Raw genomic sequence first — 18,381 nt, forward strand, 5'->3', positions numbered from 1 at the left:
TCAGCCTATGTCTGGCCGACTACCGAAATTCAGTCGCCAAGGTTATCGCTAACCGAGCCTTGTGCACACCAACCGCAGGCAAAGGGTTGACCTGTTTTTTCAATACGTTGCGCCGGATCCAGGACCCAGGCGCGGGTTTGCCACGGCGGCTGGTGGCGCAGGTGCTGGGTGTGGCCACAGGAAAGCTCGACCACCCAATGGCCTTCTTCGTCCTGATGGAAGCCGGTGATGGTCGAAACCCGTTTGTCCGGGTTGTGGTCGCTTTCACGCGATTGCTTCGCTAAACTTGGCCTTTCTATATTCTTATGCAAAAGGTCTCGCCCCATGCTGATCGCCGCCAATAAGGCTGTCTCCATCGACTATACCCTGACCAACGACGCTGGTGAGGTCATCGACAGCTCCGCCGGCGGCGCTCCGCTGGTTTACCTGCAAGGTGCAGGCAACATCATCCCGGGCCTGGAAAAAGCCCTGGAAGGCAAAGCTGTCGGCGACGAGCTGGAAGTGGCCGTTGAGCCGGAAGATGCTTACGGCGAATACGCCGCCGAGCTGGTCAGCACCCTGAGCCGCAGCATGTTCGAAGGCGTTGACGAGCTGGAAGTCGGCATGCAGTTCCACGCTTCGGCGCCGGACGGCCAGATGCAGATCGTCACCATTCGTGACCTGGACGGCGACGACGTCACCGTTGATGGCAACCACCCTCTGGCCGGTCAGCGCCTGAACTTCAAGGTTAAGATCGTTGATATCCGTGACGCCAGCCAGGAAGAAATCGCTCATGGTCACGTCCATGGCGAAGGTGGCCATCACCACTGATTTTCTGCGCTAAGCTTCGAGTACTGGAGAGGCGCCTGTGGGCGCCTTTTTAGTCCGCGGCTGTCCTTGGTGGCCTCGCCAAGTGGCTGTTTCGAGTAGAACACGAGAATCCTGGAGTTCGGCATGAGTGCTTTTCACGACCTTAAGTTGACCGGCCTGGATGGTCAGGAGCTACCGCTGGCGCCGTTCAAGGGCCAAGTCGTGCTGGTGGTCAACGTGGCCTCCAAATGCGGCTTGACCCCCCAGTACGCGGCACTGGAAAACCTCTACCAGCAATACAAGGCCAAAGGCTTCACTGTGCTGGGCCTGCCGTGCAACCAGTTTGCCGGTCAAGAGCCAGGCTCGGAAAAGGAAATCCAGGAATTCTGCAGCCTCAACTATGGCGTGACGTTCCCGTTGGCGAGCAAACTCGAAGTCAACGGCCACGAACGGCATCAGTTGTATCGCCTGCTGGCGGGCGAGGGCGCCGAGTTTCCCGGCGACATCACCTGGAATTTCGAGAAGTTTCTGCTCGGCAAGGACGGCCGGGTGCTGGCGCGGTTTTCGCCGCGCACGGCGCCGGATGATCCGACGATCGTGCATGCGATTGAAAAAGCGCTGAGCTGAAAAGTAGCATCAAAAGATCGCAGCCTTCGGCAGCTCCTACAGGGAGAACACCAATCTCGTGTAAGAGCTGCCGAAGGCTGCGATCTTTTGCTTTTCAATCTTTTGATCCTTAATCACCAAAATCAATAATGCTGTTCAGAGCTCTCGACTCTCAATATTATCGGCGTCATATCGATTCATGCCTGTCGCCAATGTTTTCGTGGAGCCTCTCGATGCCCGTTAAAGCCCTGTTCAAACCGTTCCACCTCGGCGCCCTCGAACTGCCGACCCGCGTCGTCATGGCGCCAATGACCCGCTCGTTCTCCCCGGGCGGCGTGCCGAATTCCAAAGTCATCGAGTACTACCGTCGTCGTGCGGCCGCTGGGGTTGGCTTGATCATCACCGAAGGCACCACGGTCGGCCACATCGCGTCCAATGGCTATCCAAACGTGCCGCAGTTTTTCGGTGAAGCGCCGCTGGCCGGCTGGAAAAAAGTTGTCGACGCCGTGCACGCCGAGGGCGGCAAGATCGTCCCGCAACTGTGGCATGTCGGCAGCGTACGCCGCCTCGGCACCGAGCCGGACGCCAGCGTGCCGGGCTACGGTCCGTCGGAAAAACTCAAGGACGGTCAGGTCGTGGTTCACGGCATGACCAAGCAGGACATCCAGGACGTGATCGCTGCGTTTGCCCAGGCTGCCAAAGATGCGCAAAGCATCGGCATGGACGGTGTGGAAATCCATGGCGCCCACGGCTATCTGATCGACCAGTTCTTCTGGGAAGGCAGCAATCAGCGCAGCGATGAATACGGTGGCAGCCTGGCCAACCGTTCGCGTTTTGCCATCGAATTGATTCAAGCAGTACGCGCGGCTGTCGGTGAGGGTTTCCCGATCATCTTCCGCTTCTCGCAATGGAAGCAGCAGGATTACACCGCGCGTCTGGTACAAACCCCCGAAGCGCTGGGCGAGTTTCTCAAGCCGCTGTCCGACGCTGGCGTGGACATTTTCCACTGCTCGACCCGACGCTTCTGGGAGCCGGAGTTCGACGGCTCGGATCTGAACCTCGCTGGCTGGACCCGCAAGCTGACCGGCAAACCGACCATCACCGTGGGCAGCGTCGGCCTGGACGGCGAGTTCCTGCAGTTCATGGTCAACACCGACAAGGTCGCGCAACCGGCCAGCCTGGAAAATCTGCTGGAGCGTCTGGACAAAGAAGAGTTCGACCTGGTAGCAGTGGGCCGCGCGCTGCTGGTCGATCCGGACTGGGCGCAGAAAGTCCGTGAAGGACGTGAGCAGGATATTCTGCCGTTCAGTCGTGAGGCGTTGATGACCTTGGTTTAAGCAGCGCCAGTTCGACCTTTTCGCGAGCAGGCTCGCTCCCCCCCTCTACTGCATTTCATATGACGGAATGCGGTGTCCATGTGGGAGCGAGCCTGCTCGCGAACGCTGTTTCTATGTCGACGCAAATCTATGGTTGTGTCTGCGCCCCAGGCACCACCAACTCCCCCGCACAAGCCCCCCGCAAATACCCCTCGAATTGCTCGATAATCGCCGCCCAGCCCTGGCGACTGCCATGCTGCCGCGCATTCAGCCGCACACAACGCAACCGTTCATCTTCCTCCAGCAACCACGCCGCCGCTTCGCAAAACGCCTGCTCATCGCCGGGCATTGCCGAAACGCCGTTGTAGCCATGGCGAATATGCTGCGCCGCCGCTGCTTGGTCATAAGCAATAACGCCAAGTCCCGAAGCCAGGGCTTCCAGCACCACATTGCCGAAAGTTTCGGTGAGGCTGGGAAATACAAACAGATCCCCTGAGGCATAGTGCGCCGCCAGTACTTCACCCCGCTGCGCGCCGCAGAAGATCGCTTCCGGCAATTCTTTTTCCAGCGCCGAACGCTGCGGGCCGTCACCGACCACGATCAGCTTCAGATGGCGCTGTGGATAAGTCTCACACAGGGTTTCAAAGCAGCGTTTGAGCAGGCCCAGATTTTTCTCCGGGGCGAGCCTTCCTACGTGGATGACCGCGATATCCGTGTCAGAGAGCCCCCATTGCTCACGCAACGCGCTCTGACGTTTGCTCGGATGAAACAACTGGCTGTCCACACCCCGCGACAACAACGCCAGCCGCTCGAAATGCCGCCGCTCCAACTCCAGGCGCTGACTGGCGCTCGGCACCAAAGTCATTGCCGAACGATTGTGAAACCAGCGCAGGTAGTGGGTAAGCATCCGCGTCAGCAGACCGAGGCCGTACTGGCTGGTGTATTGCTGGAAGTTGGTGTGAAAGCCGCTCACCACCGCAATCCCCAGGCGCCGTGCGGCGCGCAGTGCTGACAATCCCAGCGGGCCTTCCGTGGCGATGTACAGCACATCGGGGCGCTGGCGTTTCCAGCGCCGCAGCAGTTTATGCATCGACGACTGGCCCCATTGCAGCCCCGGATAGCCCGGCAGCGGCCATCCGCGACACAGCAACAGTGCATCGTCTTCGCTGCGTTGTGGATCACCGGCCTGGCGCGGGCGCACCAGCTCCACCTGATGCCCTCGTGCGCGCAAACCCTCGCACAAGCGGCCAAGGGTATTGGCCACGCCGTTGATTTCCGGTGGGAAGGTTTCGCTGATGAGGGTGATATGTAGAGCTGTCGTCATGACCTCAGTGTCGGCTGAGGCCATGTCGAGCTTGTTACGATCGGATGATGGATTTGTGACGCGGTCAGTGCTGTATCACCAGGTTTTCGGCGCCACGTTCGCGCACCCAGAACAATGTCGCTCCGGCCACCGCCGCTGGCATCATCAGGATGTTCACCACGGGAATCAGCAACACCAGATAAACGATCCCGCCAAAACTCATGCTCTGCCAGCGCTTCTGCCGCAGCCAGGCCAGCATCTCGTTCCAGCCGAGTTTGTGGTTATCCGCCGGGTAGTCGATGTACTGGATGGCCATCATCCACACACCGAACAGCAGCCATAACGGCGCGGCGACGATATTTACCACCGGGATAAACGAAAGAATAAACAGACCTATCGCACGCGGCAGGAAGTAGCCGAGCTTGCGCATTTCCCGGGCGAGGGTGCGTGGGACCATCGCGATCAGTTCGCCCCAACTGAACGCCGGGAAATCATCGGTACCGCGCACCACCACTTCGACTTTTTCCGCAAGGAAGCCGTTGAACGGTGCGGCAATGATGTTGGCGAGCATGGTGAAGGTGAAAAACACCATCAAGGCCACCAGGACCACGAACAATGGCCAGAGGATATAGCTGAGGAAACTCAGCCATTCAGGCAACGAGGGCATCAGCGTGTCGACCCACAGGCTGAACTGGTGGCCGGCCAGATAGATCAATCCGACGAACAGCACCAGGTTGATAGCCAGCGGCAACAACACGAACAGGCGCAGGCCAGGGCTCAGGACCAGTTTGAGGCCTTCGCGCAGGTATTGCGGGCCTGACAGAACAGGGGCGGGCATAAGGTGCTCCGAAGCAAGGGAAATCGCGCCGACGTTACCGACTTTGCCCCAGCGGCGAAAGCGCGGCAGAGCAATCGACATTCACTGTAACAAAGAGGTCTATCTCGTCACCGTCTCGGCATAGAGACCACCTATGAGCTGGATTGTTAAACCGTATTTCCTTAATCTTGCCCCCCTCGATACGCTGCACCCAACTTTTTACAGGACTGTCGAGTTCAAGCCTTCCCCAAGGTGTCCACGGTCCTTTTTTATTCCGCCGGCCGTCCGGCGTCCGCGCCAGATTTTTTCATGGCCGGCCAACAGGAGCAGATTCATGTCTGAAGTCCGTCATTCGCGAGTGATCATTCTCGGTTCCGGCCCCGCCGGTTACAGCGCTGCGGTCTACGCGGCCCGCGCCAACCTCAAGCCACTGCTGATCACCGGCATGCAGGCCGGCGGTCAACTGACCACCACCACCGAAGTCGACAACTGGCCGGGTGATGTTCATGGCCTGACCGGTCCGGTGTTGATGGAGCGCATGCGCGAGCACGCCGAGCGTTTCGAGACCGAGATCGTTTTCGATCACATCAACGCCGTGGACTTCGCTGCCAAGCCGTACACCCTGACCGGCGACAGCGCCGTCTATACCTGCGATGCGCTGATCATCGCCACTGGCGCCAGCGCCCGTTACCTGGGTCTGCCGTCGGAAGAAGCGTTCATGGGCAAAGGTGTGTCGGCCTGCGCAACCTGCGACGGTTTCTTCTACCGCAACAAGCCGGTCGCCGTGGTTGGCGGTGGCAACACCGCTGTCGAAGAAGCGCTGTACCTGGCCAACATCGCCAGCACCGTGACCCTGATCCACCGTCGCGAAACCTTCCGCGCCGAGAAGATCCTGATCGACAAGCTCAACGCTCGTGTGGCTGAAGGCAAGATCATTCTCAAGTTGAACGCCAACCTGGACGAAGTCCTCGGCGACAACATGGGCGTAACCGGTGCGCGTCTGCGCAACAACGATGGCAGCTTCGACGAAATCAAAGTCGACGGCGTGTTCATCGCCATTGGCCACACTCCGAACACTTCGCTGTTCGAAGGCCAGTTGACGCTGAAAGACGGTTACCTGGTTGTGCAGGGCGGCCGTGAAGGCAATGCGACGGCCACTAGCGTCGAAGGCATCTTCGCTGCCGGTGACGTGGCTGACCACGTTTACCGTCAGGCCATCACCTCGGCCGGCGCCGGTTGCATGGCGGCACTGGACACCGAGCGTTACCTGGACGGCTTGCAGAACGCCACGTTCTAAGACCGCAGGGCATAAAAAAAACCGGCCAGATTGGCCGGTTTTTTTGTGCCCGAGATTCGCAGTCGCCACGCATCCAGTGTGGGAGCGAGCCTGCTCGCGAAGCGGTGTATCAGTCGACATCTTCGATGAATGTCAGTCCGTCTTCGCGAGCAGGCTCGCTCCCACAGGGGGCATGTGTGGCTGTTGGGATCAGCGGCGGTTCAGGGGTTGGGCGCTGAATTTCACCCCGGCCAGGCCGTGCTTGATCAACGCGCGGATATTGCCGTGATCGCTGCCCTCGGGCGTCGCCAGGACCGAACGGTAATGCTCGCCGAAAGCCAGCAGCGCTTCTTCATCGCTCAAGCCTTCCAGCAGTGCCAGACCCAGGGTCTTGCACGAGCCTTCGTTCTGCCCGGCAGCGTTTTCCACGCCGCCGTTGTTGAATGCTTGCGGCTGGTAGTCATAACCGGCGGCGATGAACGCCAGGGTGTCGGCGAAAGCATGCTCGCCACTCTTGAGGCTGGCGCGCAGGGTGTTCAGATCAGTCATTGGGTTTTCCTTTGGCAAACGCTGCTTGCTGCTCGGCGCTGGCTTCTTGCTGGTATTGGGCTTTCCACTCGGCGTAGGGCATGCCGTACACCACCTCGCGGGCGTCATCGAGGCTGACCTCGATCTGACGTTGGTCGGCTTCGGCCTTGTACCATTTCGACAGGCAGTTGCGGCAGAACCCGGCGAGGTTCATCAGGTCGATGTTCTGCACGTCCTTGCGGCTGTCGAGGTGAGCGACCAGTCGGCGAAAGGCGGCGGCTTCGAGTTCCAGGCGTTGTTGCTCGGTCATAAGGGTCTCTTCGAGACAGCTTCAAGCGGCAAGCTACAAGCTGCAAGATTGAATTGTGGGGGGCGTTAGATTAACGCTTACGGCTTGAAGCTTGAAGCTTGAAGCTAGCGGCTCGCTGCGAGCGTAATCGATACCGATTCGGCGAAGCGCAGCGCGTGGGGCTTGTCGACTTCGACTTCGGCATACAGCACCGATGCATTGGTCATCACCAGATCGAGCAATTCCTGGGTCAGGCGTTCGAGCAGCGCGAAGCGGTTGCCTTCGACGTGGGCGATGATTGCCTTGGTGATGGTGCGGTAATTCAGCGCGTGGTCGATGTCGTTGTCACGCACCGCTTCCTGAGCCGCGTACAGAATGGTCAGGTTGATCAGCACATCCTGCTTGTTGAGGATTTCGTCCTCGTTGATGCCGATAAAGGTGCGCAGGCGCAGATCCTTGACCCGGATGCGCGCCATCCCCGGTTGAAGTTGTGGCATTGATTTGCTCCGTCCAGTCTATTGCAGGCGTTCAGGTGGATCTTACTCGACTCGCGGCCGAAGCGGGACGGCCTATTTGACGTGCCGGCCGCCGTTGACGGTCAGGGTCGTGCCGGTGACATAGGGATTGTCGAGCAGATAGCGCAGGCTCTGGTAGATCACCTCGCTGCCCGGCTCAATACCCAAGGCGGACTTGGCCAGTGCCTTGGCGCGGTACGCCGCGTCATCGTCGGGGTTGAACAATAACAGCGCCGGGGCGATGCCGTTAACCTTGATGGCCGGCGCAAAGCGCGCGGCAAACGACAGGGTCAGACTGTCGAGCCCGGCCTTGCTGGCGCAATAACCGATGTGCTTGCTGCTGCCTTTGCGGGTGACATCGTCGCTGATGTGGATGATGTCGGCAGGCGTCGAGCGCTGCAGCAACCCGGCGCAGTGCAGGTTGATCAGGTAAGGCGCGAGCATGTGAATGTTGAACATGCGATTGAAGGCTTGTGCTTCGCTGCCCTGGGTTTCCGCCAGCCATTCGGAGGCGTTGTGCACGATCGCGCGCAAACTGTCGGTGTGCGCTTTCAGTGAATCAATGAAGGCCAGTATTCCTGCCTCACTGGAAAAATCCGCGAACAGCGCTGTCGCGCCGAGATCGCGAAGGGCCTGTACGCCCGGTCGCTCGGTGCGGTAAGTGAAAGTCAGCGGGTGGCCATCCTCGATCAAGCGCTGCGCGCAGTGCAAACCGACACGCTGGCCGGCGCCGGTGATGAGGATCGGGGCTGCGGAATCTGGCATGGGCGGCTCGCATCGCGGTTGAAGCGAAAACTATAACAGGCTCGCCGCCCGCTGCGGATCAGCGATTCTGCGCCGACGGTGCGCCAGCCAATGGCCTCGTCGGCGTGCTGTTCAACCAGTTCGCCAGCAGACGCGTCGACAACGGGATGAAGAAATACACCATCAGCGGCGTCAGGCACGCCGTGCCGATCAAGATGCGCGGCAACAGGCTCAGCTCAGCGAGGAGCGGGCCGAGGGCAAAGTTGAATATCAGCGACACTGGAAAAAACGCCAGCCAGATCGCCACGGCCTGTTTCCAGCGCGGCGGGCGTTGGCCGGCAGCACCAAACCAGCCTTCAATGCCGCTGACCCGGTGCTCTTTAGGATGTTCGAACAAATCGCTGCCGCGGTTAAGCCAGGCGGTACGCGACGCCGAGTATTCCCACGCGTGCAGGGTCTGCTCATCGACAAAGCGGAAGATAATCTGGAATTCGTTGTCACCGGGCGGTGGCGCGAGGACGCCGGAGCCGAGGTAGCCGGGGAAGTCGGTGGCCAGTTGCTCGCCTTCGCGCAACCAGGCGATAAGATCGTGATAACGGCCATCGGCGACGCGACGCGCTACCATTAGCGTGACGGGGGAAGTAGACATTTTGTATCTCCGTATTTCGAGTGCGTCGCTCCGGGTAAGAGCTTCGCCTGACGCAGGCCGGGGTAGAGGCTTGCGCTTTACAACAAGCAAGGATTATTCCTGATTTTGTCGATTAAACCAGCCACTTTCGTCGCAGATCACTACTTGAAGGTTTCCAGTCCATCATGTTTAAAATGGGATCCAATGAACCGACATGGAAGTTGACCGCCAGATGCCTGTAATCACGGATCCTCGCCCGGCTTCGACAGCACTCGGCACGATCGAGCGCGAAGAGCTTTTTCCCATCCGCGAAGTGGCGCGCCTGACTGGCGTCAACCCGGTGACCCTGCGTGCCTGGGAGCGCCGTTACGGACTCATCCAGCCGACGCGCACCGAAAGCGGGCATCGTTTGTATTCAATGAACGATATCGAGCGCGTGCGCAGCATTGTCGACTGGATCGATCGCGGCGTGGCCGTGAGCAAAGTCGGCAAGATCCTGGCGAAAACAGAGCCTCTGAAGGTGCTGGCAAACTTCATCCCCGATGACCATGTGCAGGCCGATTACAAGCAATGGCAGGAGCAGGTTCAGCAGGCGGTCAGTGCGTTCGACGATCAGCAGCTGGATCGCGTCTACGGGCAGATTTTCTCGTCGTACGCGCTGCCGGTGGTGTTCGAAGCCATTCTGATGCCGTTGTGGCGTCAACTGCTGCAGCGCCAGGACGCTTTCGGGCAAACCAGCGAATGGTTGTTTCTCGACGGATTTCTCAGGGTGCGTGTACTGCAGCGCATTGTCATGTTGCGGGGTGCGCAACCGCGTCGGGTGATTGTCAGCGCGCTCGCGGGGCAGTGCAGAGAGCTGGAGTTGCTGGTCGCGGCGTTGTTTCTCAGCGGCAACGACTCTGGCGTGCGGGTGCTGACCACGGGCCAGCCGTTCGATGAATTGACGCTGGTCTGCGAAAAGGTCAAGCCTGACGCACTTGTGTTGTTTTCCAATCATGCCCCCGCCCCAGAGCTGCCCCGGCGCCTGAATCGTCTGGCACTGAGCCTCGATTGCCAATTGATGCTGGCCGGCGATGCCTCGGAACTGGCCGAAGACAGTCTGGCCGGCTCATCCGTTGCATGTCTGGGTAACGAGGGCGCAACAATGCGTCAACGCATGAAGCAATTCATGGCAGGCAAGCTGGATACCTGAGACTCAGGCGTGCAGGGCGGGGTGGGTCAGGCGATGCTGTTGAAGGATGAACTGGCGCAGGCGCTCGGTTTCGTCGGCATCGGTCTGGCTCAGTTCGTAAGCGAAGAAACCTTGCTCGGTTTCACGCTCGAAATGGCCGCGCAACGAGATGCGCTCATAACCGGAAGGGCTGAACCACAGGGCGAAATGTTTCGGTGGTTTGGTCTTGTTGCGCACTTCCAGCAACACACCTTTGTGCGACACCTCGTGCACCCACAGCGTGCCGGGCTGGCCTTTGGCGTTTTCCAATGCCACCGGCTCTTCCAATACCAGGCGCCACGGCCGCACCATCGGGCCATCTTCATAGATGCTCGGCACCCCGAGACGCAGATGCAGTGCGTGGAACTCGTCTTCCACCAGATGCAGCGGGAAGGTCATCTGCTGATTTTCGAAGTTGGCCTGGATCGTCACTTGCTCGTGAGCAGCCAGACGTGTCAGCAGGTCACGGATCTGCGAACCACCATTAACCAGCAGACTCGACGTCGCATCCCGCACGTTCAGTTGCGGGTTGTGCTGCATTGTCTGGATGAAATCCAGCTCGTCCTGGGTGAGGAGGGCGTCGCGCTGCATGGCTAACTCGAAGTGAATAGTTACAAAGTCATTGGTGATTGTAGTTAATGACCGTCAGTTCGCGGTTTTGTTTGCGCCGTTCGTCGCTTTGAGTGCCGCCAGCTCGCTTTGCAGCGCCGCCACCTGAGCTTCCAGCTGTGCAACCCGCTGCTGCGCCTTGACCTGAACCGTCACATCCTTCTGCACGCCGATGAAATAAGTCTGCCCGTCCTCGGCATTCTTTACCGTCGACAATGACAATTCGTTCCAGAACGGCGTGCCATCCTTGCGGTAGTTGCGCAGAACCTCACGACACGAGCCGCCTTCGCGCAATGTGTCGCGAATCGGTTGCAGACTGAGTTGATCACGGTCCCCAGCCTGGAGGAAACGACAGTCCTGATAAAGGATCTCTTCGCTGGTATAACCGGTCATGCGCTCAAAGGCGGGGTTGACGTAGATAAGAATGTTATCTCGATCACCTTCCTTTTCGGCGACGACGATTCCTTCGTTTGAAGCATTGATCACCATTTGCAGCAGACGGGCGTTGATCATCCGAGAATCCCTTCCGTTATGTCAGTGGCAGGCATTCTAGAAGAAAGCCGCGGACTGTCTATAGGCCATCCGCTTGCATTGAGAGCCAATCGCAACTTCGCGGCATGGGCTGTTACTATCGCGGCTCTTTTTTTTCAGTTCCAGGATCAGATTGATGAAAGTCGCCATCCTCTCAGGTTCAGTCTACGGCACCGCCGAAGAAGTCGCCCGCCACGCTCAGGACCTGCTGAAAGCCGCCGGCTTTGAAACCTTCTACAACTCGCGGGCCGCGCTGGCCGATATTCAGGCGTTCGCTCCTGAGGCTCTTTTGGCCGTCACTTCGACCACTGGCATGGGCGAGCTGCCGGACAACCTGCAACCGTTGTATTCGATGCTGCGCGATCAGTTGCCTGCTTCGTTGCGGGGCCTGCCCGGCGCGGTGATTGCCCTCGGTGATGCCAGCTATGGCGACACCTTCTGCGGCGGTGGCGAGCAGATGCGCGAACTGTTTGCCGAACTGGGCGTAAACGAGGTTCAGGAAATGTTGCGCATCGACGCCAGCGAAAGCGTCACGCCGGAAACCGATGCCGAGCCGTGGCTGGCGCAGCTGATCGAAGCGCTCAAGGGCTGATTGCGGGCAATAATCGCTGCACCTTATAAGCGTTGTTGCATTGCAACGGATCCAGGCTGTTTGCCAGGCTGACTCGTTCAGTCATCAAGCTGGCTGCCAATGCAACTACGCGATGCCCTGCGCCTGACTAGACTGCTGACACGAGCAGAACAAGAAGAACGCAGAGGTGCATACAGTGAGCGTAGCCCCCGTCCAATCGTCGCCGAACGTCAAAGATCAGGTCAGCGCTGCCGAGTGGCAGACCCGCGTTGATCTTGCCGCCTGTTACCGTCTGGTCGCGCTGCACGGCTGGGACGATCTGATCTTCACGCATATCTCGGCCAAGGTGCCCGGCACTGAAGATTTCCTGATCAATCCGTTTGGCCTGATGTTCCACGAGATTACCGCCTCAAGCCTGGTGAAAGTCGATCAGGCCGGCAACAAACTCATGGACAGCCCCTACGAAATCAACCCCGCCGGCTATACCATTCACAGCGCCGTCCACGAGGTGCGCCACGATGTGGTTTGTGTGCTGCATACGCACACCGCGTCAGGCGTTGCGGTGTCGGCGCAAAGGCAGGGGGTGCTGCCGATCAGTCAACAGTCACTGTTTGTGTTGTCGAGCCTGGCCTATCACGCCTACGAGGGCGTGGCCCTGAATCATGAAGAAAAGGCGCGCCTGCAAGCCGATCTCGGCGACAACAGTTTCCTCATGCTGCACAACCACGGTCTGCTCACCTGCGGCGGGACTATCGCCGACACTTTTCTGATGATGTTCACCTTCCAGCGGACCTGCGACATTCAGGTCATGGCGCAGACTGGAGGGACCGAACTGATCGCCATCGAACCGCAGATTCTCGCCGGCGCCAAAGCGATGATTGCCGGCGTCACCAAGAGCGCGCAGGGCATGGGCGGCGCGCTGGCGTGGCCGGCGCTGCTGCGCAAACTCGACCTGCAGGATCCGGGGTATAAATTCTAATGCCACTTGCCGAGATTCCTTTGTGTGTCTGGCGCAAGCGCAGCCGGACTTTTGTCTTTCGTGGCCAGTCGATCCGCTACTGGACAGTCGGGCAGGGTGAACCGCTGTTGTTGATTCACGGTTTCCCCACCGCCAGTTGGGATTGGCATTACCTGTGGCAGCCACTGGCCCAGCGTTATCAGGTGATCGCCTGCGATATGCTCGGTTTCGGCGATTCGGCAAAACCGCGCAATCACACCTATAGCCTGCTGGAACAGGCCGATCTGCAACAGGCGCTGCTCGCCCATCTGCAGGTTGAACAAGCGGTGCATATTCTTGCCCACGACTATGGCGACAGCGTTGCTCAGGAACTGCTCGCGCGGCACTACGAAAAGCGCATTGAAGTGGCCAGTTGCGTATTCCTTAATGGCGGTCTGTTTCCGGAAACCCATCGTCCACTGCTGATGCAGAAACTGCTGCTCAGTCCGATTGGCTGGCTGCTTGGTCGCGCATTCAGTCGTGAGGCGTTGGTCAAAGGTTTCCGGCAGATCTTCGGCCCGCAGACCCAGCCGACTGAAAGCGAACTGGATGATTACTGGAGTCTGGTCGACAGCAACCATGGCCCGCGCATCCTGCACAAATTGATCACTTACATTCCCGAGCGCCGGGTGCAACGTGAGCGCTGGGTGACGGCCATGCAGCAGGGTGACATTCCCTTGCGGGTGATCGACGGCGCATTTGACCCGATCTCCGGCGTGCACATGGTCGAGCGATATCGCGAACTGATCCCTGATGCAGACACCGTGCTCTTACCCGGCATCGGCCACTATCCGCAAACCGAGGCGCCGGTGCTGGTACTCAAGCACTATCTGGCGTTCCGCGATCGTCTGGTATTGCCTCCGCGCAAAGTGGCGTACTCCTGATTCTCGCCGAGAGCACGGGCTCTCGGCGTCCTGACACTCGATCATCCCTCAGCCTTATCGCCCACCATTCAGCCGCAGCCGTGTTCGTTGTGACCCAAAGCGCCGTGCCTGACACTCGGGGCAATATCCCTTGGCCTGCTGGAGTTGCCGCGATGAATGAACCTGTGCGTTTCGAAGATAAAGTCGTGATAGTGACCGGCGCCGGTGGCGGCCTCGGTCGTGCGCATGCGCTGCTGTTCGCCAGGCAGGGCGCCAAAGTGCTGGTCAACGATCTCGGTGGCTCGACGCAGGGCGAGGGCGCCAACGCTTCGGCTGCCGACCGCGTAGTGGCGCAAATCCGCGAGGCCGGCGGTATTGCCGAAGCCAACCACGACTCGGTGACTGACGGCGACAAACTGGTACAGAACGCCCTTGATGCCTTCGGCCGCGTCGACGTCGTAGTCAACAACGCCGGGATCCTGCGCGACAAGTCATTTCACAAGATGGACGACGCCGACTGGGATCTGGTCTATCGCGTCCACGTCGAAGGCGCCTACAAGGTTACCCGTGCCGCTTGGCCGCATCTGCGCGAGCAAAACTACGGTCGCGTGATTTTCACTGCGTCGACTTCAGGCATCTATGGCAATTTCGGCCAATCCAACTACGGTATGGCCAAGCTCGGGCTGTACGGGTTGACCCGAACGCTGGCGATCGAAGGACGCAAGAACAACATTCTGGTCAACGCCATCGCCCCGACCGGCGGCACGCGCATGACCGAGGGCCTGATCCCGCCGCAAGTATTCGAGCAACTGAAGCCGGAACTGGTCAGCCCGCTGGTGGTGTATCTGGCCAGCGAGCAATGCCAGGAAACGTCCGGCCTGTTCGAAGTCGGCGGCGGCTGGATGGGCAAGGTGCGCTGGGAACGCAGCCTCGGTGCCGGCTTCGATCCGCGCGAGGGGTTCTCGCCGGAAGACGTCGCGGCGCACTGGCAGCAGATTTGCGATTTCGAAGGGGCGGCGCATCCGAAGGACAATATTGAAGCATTGAAGGAAATGATGGCGAATTTGCAGAAGTATTCGATTTAGGCCCTCCCTCCAGGCGACAGGGCTGCAATTGGGCCCTGATTCCCACCTCCAAGTGCATCGCGCGCAAGCCGCCCATAAAAAAGGCCGCTGCAAACGCAGCGGCCAAGGTAAGACGTTGGATCAAGGAGCTACAAATCAACGTCAGTGAACAGCGGGGCGGTAAACCGAAAACATCGATTTATCCAGAATCTGTAGCCAGTCGCTCGCGATTCAGCGTGGCGAGCTTGGCGCTTTGCGGCGTGTGCCGAGGAAAGCGCGCTCAGAATAAGGTCTCAAGCCTGTAGGAAAAATACCGATTCCAGACATGCACTGTTACGGGGCGCGCAACAGTGGCGTGCGCATGGATGGCGCTGATGACGCGCTATCCAGCCAGTCCATGAACCGCCCCAAGCCCCGCCGTACAAGGTTATTCATCCTTTCGAGCGACAACGCAAATACCTCCTTGGTGCGCTTATCGACCGCTTCACCCGGCAGTAGGGTGGGGCCTTCTGTCACTCACCGGGGAAGACGCATGACAAAAACAACAATGCGCGCCATCTTCACACCGCAGGCGCTGGCCGCTGCGGTGGCTCTGGGTTGCTGCGCCCAGGCGCAAGCGGTCGCCTTCACCATCGGCGAAATCGAAGGCACCTTCGACTCGTCACTTTCGGTCGGCGCGAGCTGGGGCCTGCGCGATGCCGACAACTCGCTGGTCGGCACGGTCAATGGCGGCAGCGGACAATCGTCCACCGGTGATGACGGGCGCCTGAATTTCAAGAAGGGCGAAACCTTTTCGAAGATCTTCAAGGGCATCCATGACCTCGAACTGAAGTACGGCGATACCGGCGTGTTCGTGCGGGGCAAATACTGGTACGACTTCGAACTCAAGGACGAAGACCGCGAGTTCAAACAGATCAGCGACAGCGGCCGCAAGGAAGGCGCCAAGTCTTCCGGCGCGCAGATCCTCGATGCCTTCGTCTATCACAACTACGCCATCGCCGATTTGCCGGGCACCGTGCGGGCCGGCAAGCAGGTGGTGAGCTGGGGCGAAAGTACCTTCATCGGCAACTCGATCAACAGCATCAACCCGGTTGACGTCTCGGCATTCCGCCGTCCCGGTGCCGAGATCAAGGAAGGCTTGATTCCGGTGAACATGCTGTTTGGCTCGCAGAGCCTGACCGACAAACTCTCGGTCGAAGGCTTCTACCAACTGGAGTGGGACCAGACCGTTCTCGACAACTGCGGCACGTTCTTCGGCGTCGACGTGGCGGCGGACGGTTGCAACAACGGCTACACCGTCGGCAGCCCAGCGGTGGCGCCACTGGTGCCGCTGACCACCGCGTTCGGCCAAGGCATCCAGGTCACCCGGGAGGGCGTGGTGATCCCCCGTGGCGGCGATCGTGATGCGCGCGATTCCGGGCAGTGGGGCACGGCGCTGCGCTGGCTCGGCGACGACACCGAGTACGGCCTCTACTTCATGAACTACCACAGCCGTACGCCGACGGTCGGCACCACTACGGCGGGGCTGTCGACACTGGCGGCGTTGCCAGGCATGGTCGGCATTGCCAACGGACTCGCGCCCGGCAGTGGTGCCGGGCTGGCGCAAAGCGTGATGCTCGGGCGCGGTCAGTATTACCTCGAATATCCGGAAGACATTCGCCTGTACGGCGCGAGTTTCTCCACCACGCTGCCCACCGGCACCGCGTGGACCGGCGAGATCAGCTACCGGCCGAACGCGCCGGTGCAGGTCAACACCAACGATCTCACCCTGGCGCTGGTCAACCCGATTGCCGGCGGCACCGCATCGCCACTCGCCACTTCGCCGGGTGCCGACAACAAAGGCTACCGGCGCAAGGAAGTCACGCAGATCCAGAGCACCCTCACACACTTCTTCGATCAGGTGCTCGGCGCCGAACGCCTGACCGTGGTCGGCGAAGCAGCGGTGGTGCATGTCGGTGGTCTGGAGTCACGCAGTGAGCTGCGTTATGGCCGTGATTCGGTCTACGGCCAGTATGGTTTCGGCGGCGATACCGACGGCTTCGTCACCTCGACCTCTTGGGGCTATCGCGCCCGGGCGATTCTCGATTACGCCAACGTCATCGGCGGGATCAACCTCAAGCCCAACCTGTCGTGGTCGCACGACGTCGCCGGTTACGGCCCCAACGGACTGTTCAACGAAGGTGCGAAAGCCATCAGCTTCGGCGTCGATGCCGACTACCGCAACACCTACACCGCGAGTCTGAGTTACACCGACTTTTTCGGTGGCGACTACAACGTCCTCGAAGACCGTGACTTCGTGGCCCTGAGCTTCGGCGTGAACTTCTGATCTGCCCGAGAAGGATGACTGCAATGCGCAAAACGATTCTGCAATGTGGCGTGCTGGCCTTGAGTCTGCTGGCCGCCAACGTGATGGCGGCGGTGTCGCCGGATGAAGCGAACAAACTCGGCACCAGCCTGACCCCGCTCGGCGCCGAGAAGGCCGGCAATGCGGACGGATCGATTCCGGCCTGGACCGGCGGCATCCCGAAAAACGCCGGTGCGGTGGACAGCAAGGGCTTCCTCGCCGACCCGTTTGCCAACGAAAAACCGCTGTTCACCATCACCGCCGCGAACGTCGAGCAGTACAAAAGCAAGCTCTCCGATGGCCAGGTGGCGATGTTCAAACGCTACCCGGAAACCTACAAGATCCCGGTTTACCCGACCCACCGCACCGTGGGGGCGCCGGCGGAAATCTATGAGTCGGCCAAGCGCAGCGCGCTGAACGTCAACGCAATCAACGACGGCAACGGCCTGGCCAATTTCACCGGCAATCGCTACTACGCCTTTCCGATTCCGAAAAACGGCGTCGAAGTGCTGTGGAACCACATCACCCGCTACCACGGCGGCAATCTGCGGCGGATCATCACTCAGGTCACACCGCAGACCAACGGCAGTTACACGCCGATCCGCTTCGAAGAAGAGATCGCCGTGCCGCAACTGATGAAAGACATCGACCCGGAAAAAGCCGCCAACGTGCTGACCTTCTTCAAGCAATCGGTGACCGCCCCGGCGCGGCTGGCCGGTAACGTGCTGCTGGTGCACGAAACTCTCGATCAGGTGAAGGAACCGCGTCTGGCGTGGATCTACAACGCCGGTCAGCGCCGGGTCCGGCGCGCACCGCAAGTGGCCTATGACGGCCCGGGTACAGCGGCCGATGGCCTGAGGACTTCCGACAACTTCGACATGTTCTCCGGTGCTCCGGATCGCTATGACTGGAAACTGGTCGGCAAGAAGGAAATGTACATTCCCTACAACAGCTACAAGCTCGACTCGCCGAAGCTCAAGTACGACGACATCGTCAAGGCCGGGCACATCAATCAGGACCTGACCCGTTACGAACTGCACCGCGTCTGGGAAGTGATCGGCACGGTGAAACCGAACGAGCGGCACATCTACGCCAAGCGCCACATGTACATCGACGAGGACAGCTGGCAAGTGGCACTGGCCGATCACTACGACGGTCGCGGGCAACTGTGGCGCGTTGCCGAAGGTCACGCCCAGTACTACTACGATCATCAGGCTCAGGCTTACACGCTGGAAGCGCTCTACGACATCATTGCCGGCCGCTACATTGCGTTGGGCATGAAGAACGAAGAGAAGCACAGCTTCGAATTCGGTTTTGAAGCCAAGGCTGCCGATTACACACCTTCGGCCCTGCGCGCCGAGGGCGTGCGCTAACGGCTCTG

General features: G+C 59.9%; 21 protein-coding genes. 11 read left to right on the forward strand and 10 right to left on the reverse strand.

What is annotated here, in order from left to right; translation table 11 throughout:
• Window positions 1-29: 29 nt before the first annotated feature.
• Window positions 30-356 (reverse strand): DUF3565 domain-containing protein, encoded by a 327-nt coding sequence (locus ACZ9BE_RS02110; RefSeq protein WP_236169717.1) that lies wholly within the window; start codon window positions 354-356, stop codon window positions 30-32.
• On the opposite strand from ACZ9BE_RS02110, the gene ACZ9BE_RS02115 reads away from it, so the two are divergent.
• The 3 genes from ACZ9BE_RS02115 to ACZ9BE_RS02125 all read left to right on the forward strand — a co-directional run bounded on the left by ACZ9BE_RS02115 (window position 325) and on the right by ACZ9BE_RS02125 (window position 2,732).
• Window positions 325-810: an FKBP-type peptidyl-prolyl cis-trans isomerase gene (locus tag ACZ9BE_RS02115; RefSeq protein WP_056782966.1), complete on the forward strand. Its 486-nt coding sequence runs from the start codon at window positions 325-327 to the stop codon at window positions 808-810. The genes ACZ9BE_RS02110 and ACZ9BE_RS02115 overlap by 32 nt on opposite strands.
• A gap of 123 nt (window positions 811-933) precedes the next feature.
• Window positions 934-1,416 (forward strand): glutathione peroxidase, encoded by a 483-nt coding sequence (locus tag ACZ9BE_RS02120; RefSeq protein ID WP_236169716.1) that lies wholly within the window; start codon window positions 934-936, stop codon window positions 1,414-1,416.
• 212 nt (window positions 1,417-1,628) lie between these two features.
• On the forward strand, window positions 1,629-2,732 hold the full coding sequence (locus ACZ9BE_RS02125; RefSeq protein WP_252883189.1) for an NADH:flavin oxidoreductase: 1,104 nt from the start codon (window positions 1,629-1,631) through the stop codon (window positions 2,730-2,732).
• Window positions 2,733-2,859: 127 nt separating this feature from the next.
• Here the strand turns inward: ACZ9BE_RS02125 and ACZ9BE_RS02130 are convergent, their stop codons facing one another.
• Together ACZ9BE_RS02130 and cysZ are read right to left on the reverse strand one after the other, a co-directional pair.
• Entirely contained in the window at window positions 2,860-4,059 is a 1,200-nt protein-coding gene (locus tag ACZ9BE_RS02130; RefSeq protein WP_095180386.1) for a glycosyltransferase family 4 protein, read from the reverse strand.
• Window positions 4,060-4,099: 40 nt separating this feature from the next.
• Complete coding sequence (cysZ, locus tag ACZ9BE_RS02135; protein WP_056786736.1) at window positions 4,100-4,852, reverse strand: sulfate transporter CysZ; 753 nt, start codon at window positions 4,850-4,852, stop codon at window positions 4,100-4,102.
• Between the two features lie 313 nt (window positions 4,853-5,165).
• On the opposite strand from cysZ, the gene trxB reads away from it, so the two are divergent.
• Window positions 5,166-6,128, forward strand: coding sequence for a thioredoxin-disulfide reductase (trxB, locus tag ACZ9BE_RS02140; protein WP_016771656.1), 963 nt, complete (start codon window positions 5,166-5,168; stop codon window positions 6,126-6,128).
• Between the two features lie 189 nt (window positions 6,129-6,317).
• Here trxB and ACZ9BE_RS02145 read toward each other — a convergent pair whose 3' ends face one another.
• From ACZ9BE_RS02145 to ACZ9BE_RS02165, 5 genes are all read right to left on the reverse strand, one after another.
• The gene (locus tag ACZ9BE_RS02145) at window positions 6,318-6,656 is read right to left on the reverse strand and encodes a HopJ type III effector protein (protein ID WP_039759326.1); all 339 of its coding nucleotides are present in this window, start codon (window positions 6,654-6,656) and stop codon (window positions 6,318-6,320) included.
• On the reverse strand, window positions 6,649-6,945 hold the full coding sequence (locus ACZ9BE_RS02150; RefSeq protein ID WP_039759325.1) for a DUF1244 domain-containing protein: 297 nt from the start codon (window positions 6,943-6,945) through the stop codon (window positions 6,649-6,651). The genes ACZ9BE_RS02145 and ACZ9BE_RS02150 overlap by 8 nt, the downstream gene beginning before the upstream one ends.
• A gap of 104 nt (window positions 6,946-7,049) precedes the next feature.
• Window positions 7,050-7,421 carry a dihydroneopterin triphosphate 2'-epimerase gene (gene folX / locus ACZ9BE_RS02155; RefSeq protein ID WP_016771653.1) on the reverse strand — a complete coding sequence of 124 codons (372 nt, stop codon included), beginning with the start codon at window positions 7,419-7,421 and terminating at the stop codon, window positions 7,050-7,052.
• A 72-nt stretch (window positions 7,422-7,493) separates the two neighbouring features.
• Window positions 7,494-8,204 carry a dihydromonapterin reductase gene (gene folM, locus ACZ9BE_RS02160; protein ID WP_476248857.1) on the reverse strand — a complete coding sequence of 237 codons (711 nt, stop codon included), beginning with the start codon at window positions 8,202-8,204 and terminating at the stop codon, window positions 7,494-7,496.
• Window positions 8,205-8,262: 58 nt separating this feature from the next.
• Complete coding sequence (locus ACZ9BE_RS02165; RefSeq protein WP_041477999.1) at window positions 8,263-8,832, reverse strand: putative antibiotic biosynthesis monooxygenase; 570 nt, start codon at window positions 8,830-8,832, stop codon at window positions 8,263-8,265.
• A gap of 211 nt (window positions 8,833-9,043) precedes the next feature.
• Between ACZ9BE_RS02165 and ACZ9BE_RS02170 the strand changes: the two genes are divergently transcribed.
• Window positions 9,044-10,003: a MerR family transcriptional regulator gene (locus ACZ9BE_RS02170; RefSeq protein WP_150636757.1), complete on the forward strand. Its 960-nt coding sequence runs from the start codon at window positions 9,044-9,046 to the stop codon at window positions 10,001-10,003.
• 3 nt (window positions 10,004-10,006) lie between these two features.
• Here ACZ9BE_RS02170 and ACZ9BE_RS02175 read toward each other — a convergent pair whose 3' ends face one another.
• Together ACZ9BE_RS02175 and ACZ9BE_RS02180 are read right to left on the reverse strand one after the other, a co-directional pair.
• Entirely contained in the window at window positions 10,007-10,612 is a 606-nt protein-coding gene (locus ACZ9BE_RS02175) for a hypothetical protein (RefSeq protein ID WP_024011639.1), read from the reverse strand.
• Between the two features lie 54 nt (window positions 10,613-10,666).
• Window positions 10,667-11,143, reverse strand: coding sequence for a PAS domain-containing protein (locus tag ACZ9BE_RS02180; RefSeq protein ID WP_041478000.1), 477 nt, complete (start codon window positions 11,141-11,143; stop codon window positions 10,667-10,669).
• 154 nt (window positions 11,144-11,297) lie between these two features.
• Here ACZ9BE_RS02180 and ACZ9BE_RS02185 point away from each other — a divergent pair, with 154 nt between their 5' ends.
• The 6 genes from ACZ9BE_RS02185 (at window position 11,298) to ACZ9BE_RS02210 (ending at window position 18,373) form a co-directional block, all read left to right on the forward strand.
• Window positions 11,298-11,753 carry a flavodoxin gene (locus tag ACZ9BE_RS02185; protein WP_236169713.1) on the forward strand — a complete coding sequence of 152 codons (456 nt, stop codon included), beginning with the start codon at window positions 11,298-11,300 and terminating at the stop codon, window positions 11,751-11,753.
• Between the two features lie 175 nt (window positions 11,754-11,928).
• On the forward strand, window positions 11,929-12,711 hold the full coding sequence (locus ACZ9BE_RS02190) for a class II aldolase/adducin family protein (RefSeq protein ID WP_252887335.1): 783 nt from the start codon (window positions 11,929-11,931) through the stop codon (window positions 12,709-12,711).
• Complete coding sequence (locus tag ACZ9BE_RS02195; RefSeq protein ID WP_150636130.1) at window positions 12,711-13,613, forward strand: alpha/beta fold hydrolase; 903 nt, start codon at window positions 12,711-12,713, stop codon at window positions 13,611-13,613. The genes ACZ9BE_RS02190 and ACZ9BE_RS02195 overlap by 1 nt, the downstream gene beginning before the upstream one ends.
• A gap of 152 nt (window positions 13,614-13,765) precedes the next feature.
• The gene (locus tag ACZ9BE_RS02200; protein ID WP_041478004.1) at window positions 13,766-14,677 is read left to right on the forward strand and encodes an SDR family oxidoreductase; all 912 of its coding nucleotides are present in this window, start codon (window positions 13,766-13,768) and stop codon (window positions 14,675-14,677) included.
• Between the two features lie 511 nt (window positions 14,678-15,188).
• Complete coding sequence (locus tag ACZ9BE_RS02205) at window positions 15,189-16,982, forward strand: DUF1302 domain-containing protein (RefSeq protein WP_315435554.1); 1,794 nt, start codon at window positions 15,189-15,191, stop codon at window positions 16,980-16,982.
• Between the two features lie 23 nt (window positions 16,983-17,005).
• Window positions 17,006-18,373 carry a DUF1329 domain-containing protein gene (locus ACZ9BE_RS02210; protein ID WP_039759308.1) on the forward strand — a complete coding sequence of 456 codons (1,368 nt, stop codon included), beginning with the start codon at window positions 17,006-17,008 and terminating at the stop codon, window positions 18,371-18,373.
• The last annotated feature ends 8 nt before the right edge of the window (window positions 18,374-18,381 follow it).

The organism is Pseudomonas sp. TE9122 (assembly GCF_056278925.1).

Excerpts from the sequence above, each read along its gene's own strand:
- ACZ9BE_RS02150 (WP_039759325.1), bottom strand. The coding sequence starts at position 6,945 with ATGACCGAGCAACAACGCCTGGAACTCGAAGCCGCCGCCTTTCGCCGA.
- folX (WP_016771653.1), bottom strand. The coding sequence starts at position 7,421 with ATGCCACAACTTCAACCGGGGATGGCGCGCATCCGGGTCAAGGATCTG.
- trxB (WP_016771656.1), top strand. The coding sequence starts at position 5,166 with ATGTCTGAAGTCCGTCATTCGCGAGTGATCATTCTCGGTTCCGGCCCC.
- ACZ9BE_RS02175 (WP_024011639.1), bottom strand. The coding sequence starts at position 10,612 with ATGCAGCGCGACGCCCTCCTCACCCAGGACGAGCTGGATTTCATCCAG.
- folM (WP_476248857.1), bottom strand. The coding sequence starts at position 8,204 with ATGCCAGATTCCGCAGCCCCGATCCTCATCACCGGCGCCGGCCAGCGT.
- ACZ9BE_RS02165 (WP_041477999.1), bottom strand. The coding sequence starts at position 8,832 with ATGTCTACTTCCCCCGTCACGCTAATGGTAGCGCGTCGCGTCGCCGAT.
- ACZ9BE_RS02145 (WP_039759326.1), bottom strand. The coding sequence starts at position 6,656 with ATGACTGATCTGAACACCCTGCGCGCCAGCCTCAAGAGTGGCGAGCAT.
- ACZ9BE_RS02120 (WP_236169716.1), top strand. The coding sequence starts at position 934 with ATGAGTGCTTTTCACGACCTTAAGTTGACCGGCCTGGATGGTCAGGAG.
- ACZ9BE_RS02200 (WP_041478004.1), top strand. The coding sequence starts at position 13,766 with ATGAATGAACCTGTGCGTTTCGAAGATAAAGTCGTGATAGTGACCGGC.
- ACZ9BE_RS02195 (WP_150636130.1), top strand. The coding sequence starts at position 12,711 with ATGCCACTTGCCGAGATTCCTTTGTGTGTCTGGCGCAAGCGCAGCCGG.
- ACZ9BE_RS02130 (WP_095180386.1), bottom strand. The coding sequence starts at position 4,059 with ATGGCCTCAGCCGACACTGAGGTCATGACGACAGCTCTACATATCACC.
- cysZ (WP_056786736.1), bottom strand. The coding sequence starts at position 4,852 with ATGCCCGCCCCTGTTCTGTCAGGCCCGCAATACCTGCGCGAAGGCCTC.
- ACZ9BE_RS02110 (WP_236169717.1), bottom strand. The coding sequence starts at position 356 with ATGGAGACAGCCTTATTGGCGGCGATCAGCATGGGGCGAGACCTTTTG.
- ACZ9BE_RS02210 (WP_039759308.1), top strand. The coding sequence starts at position 17,006 with ATGCGCAAAACGATTCTGCAATGTGGCGTGCTGGCCTTGAGTCTGCTG.
- ACZ9BE_RS02205 (WP_315435554.1), top strand. The coding sequence starts at position 15,189 with ATGACAAAAACAACAATGCGCGCCATCTTCACACCGCAGGCGCTGGCC.
- ACZ9BE_RS02125 (WP_252883189.1), top strand. The coding sequence starts at position 1,629 with ATGCCCGTTAAAGCCCTGTTCAAACCGTTCCACCTCGGCGCCCTCGAA.
- ACZ9BE_RS02115 (WP_056782966.1), top strand. The coding sequence starts at position 325 with ATGCTGATCGCCGCCAATAAGGCTGTCTCCATCGACTATACCCTGACC.
- ACZ9BE_RS02185 (WP_236169713.1), top strand. The coding sequence starts at position 11,298 with ATGAAAGTCGCCATCCTCTCAGGTTCAGTCTACGGCACCGCCGAAGAA.
- ACZ9BE_RS02170 (WP_150636757.1), top strand. The coding sequence starts at position 9,044 with ATGCCTGTAATCACGGATCCTCGCCCGGCTTCGACAGCACTCGGCACG.
- ACZ9BE_RS02180 (WP_041478000.1), bottom strand. The coding sequence starts at position 11,143 with ATGATCAACGCCCGTCTGCTGCAAATGGTGATCAATGCTTCAAACGAA.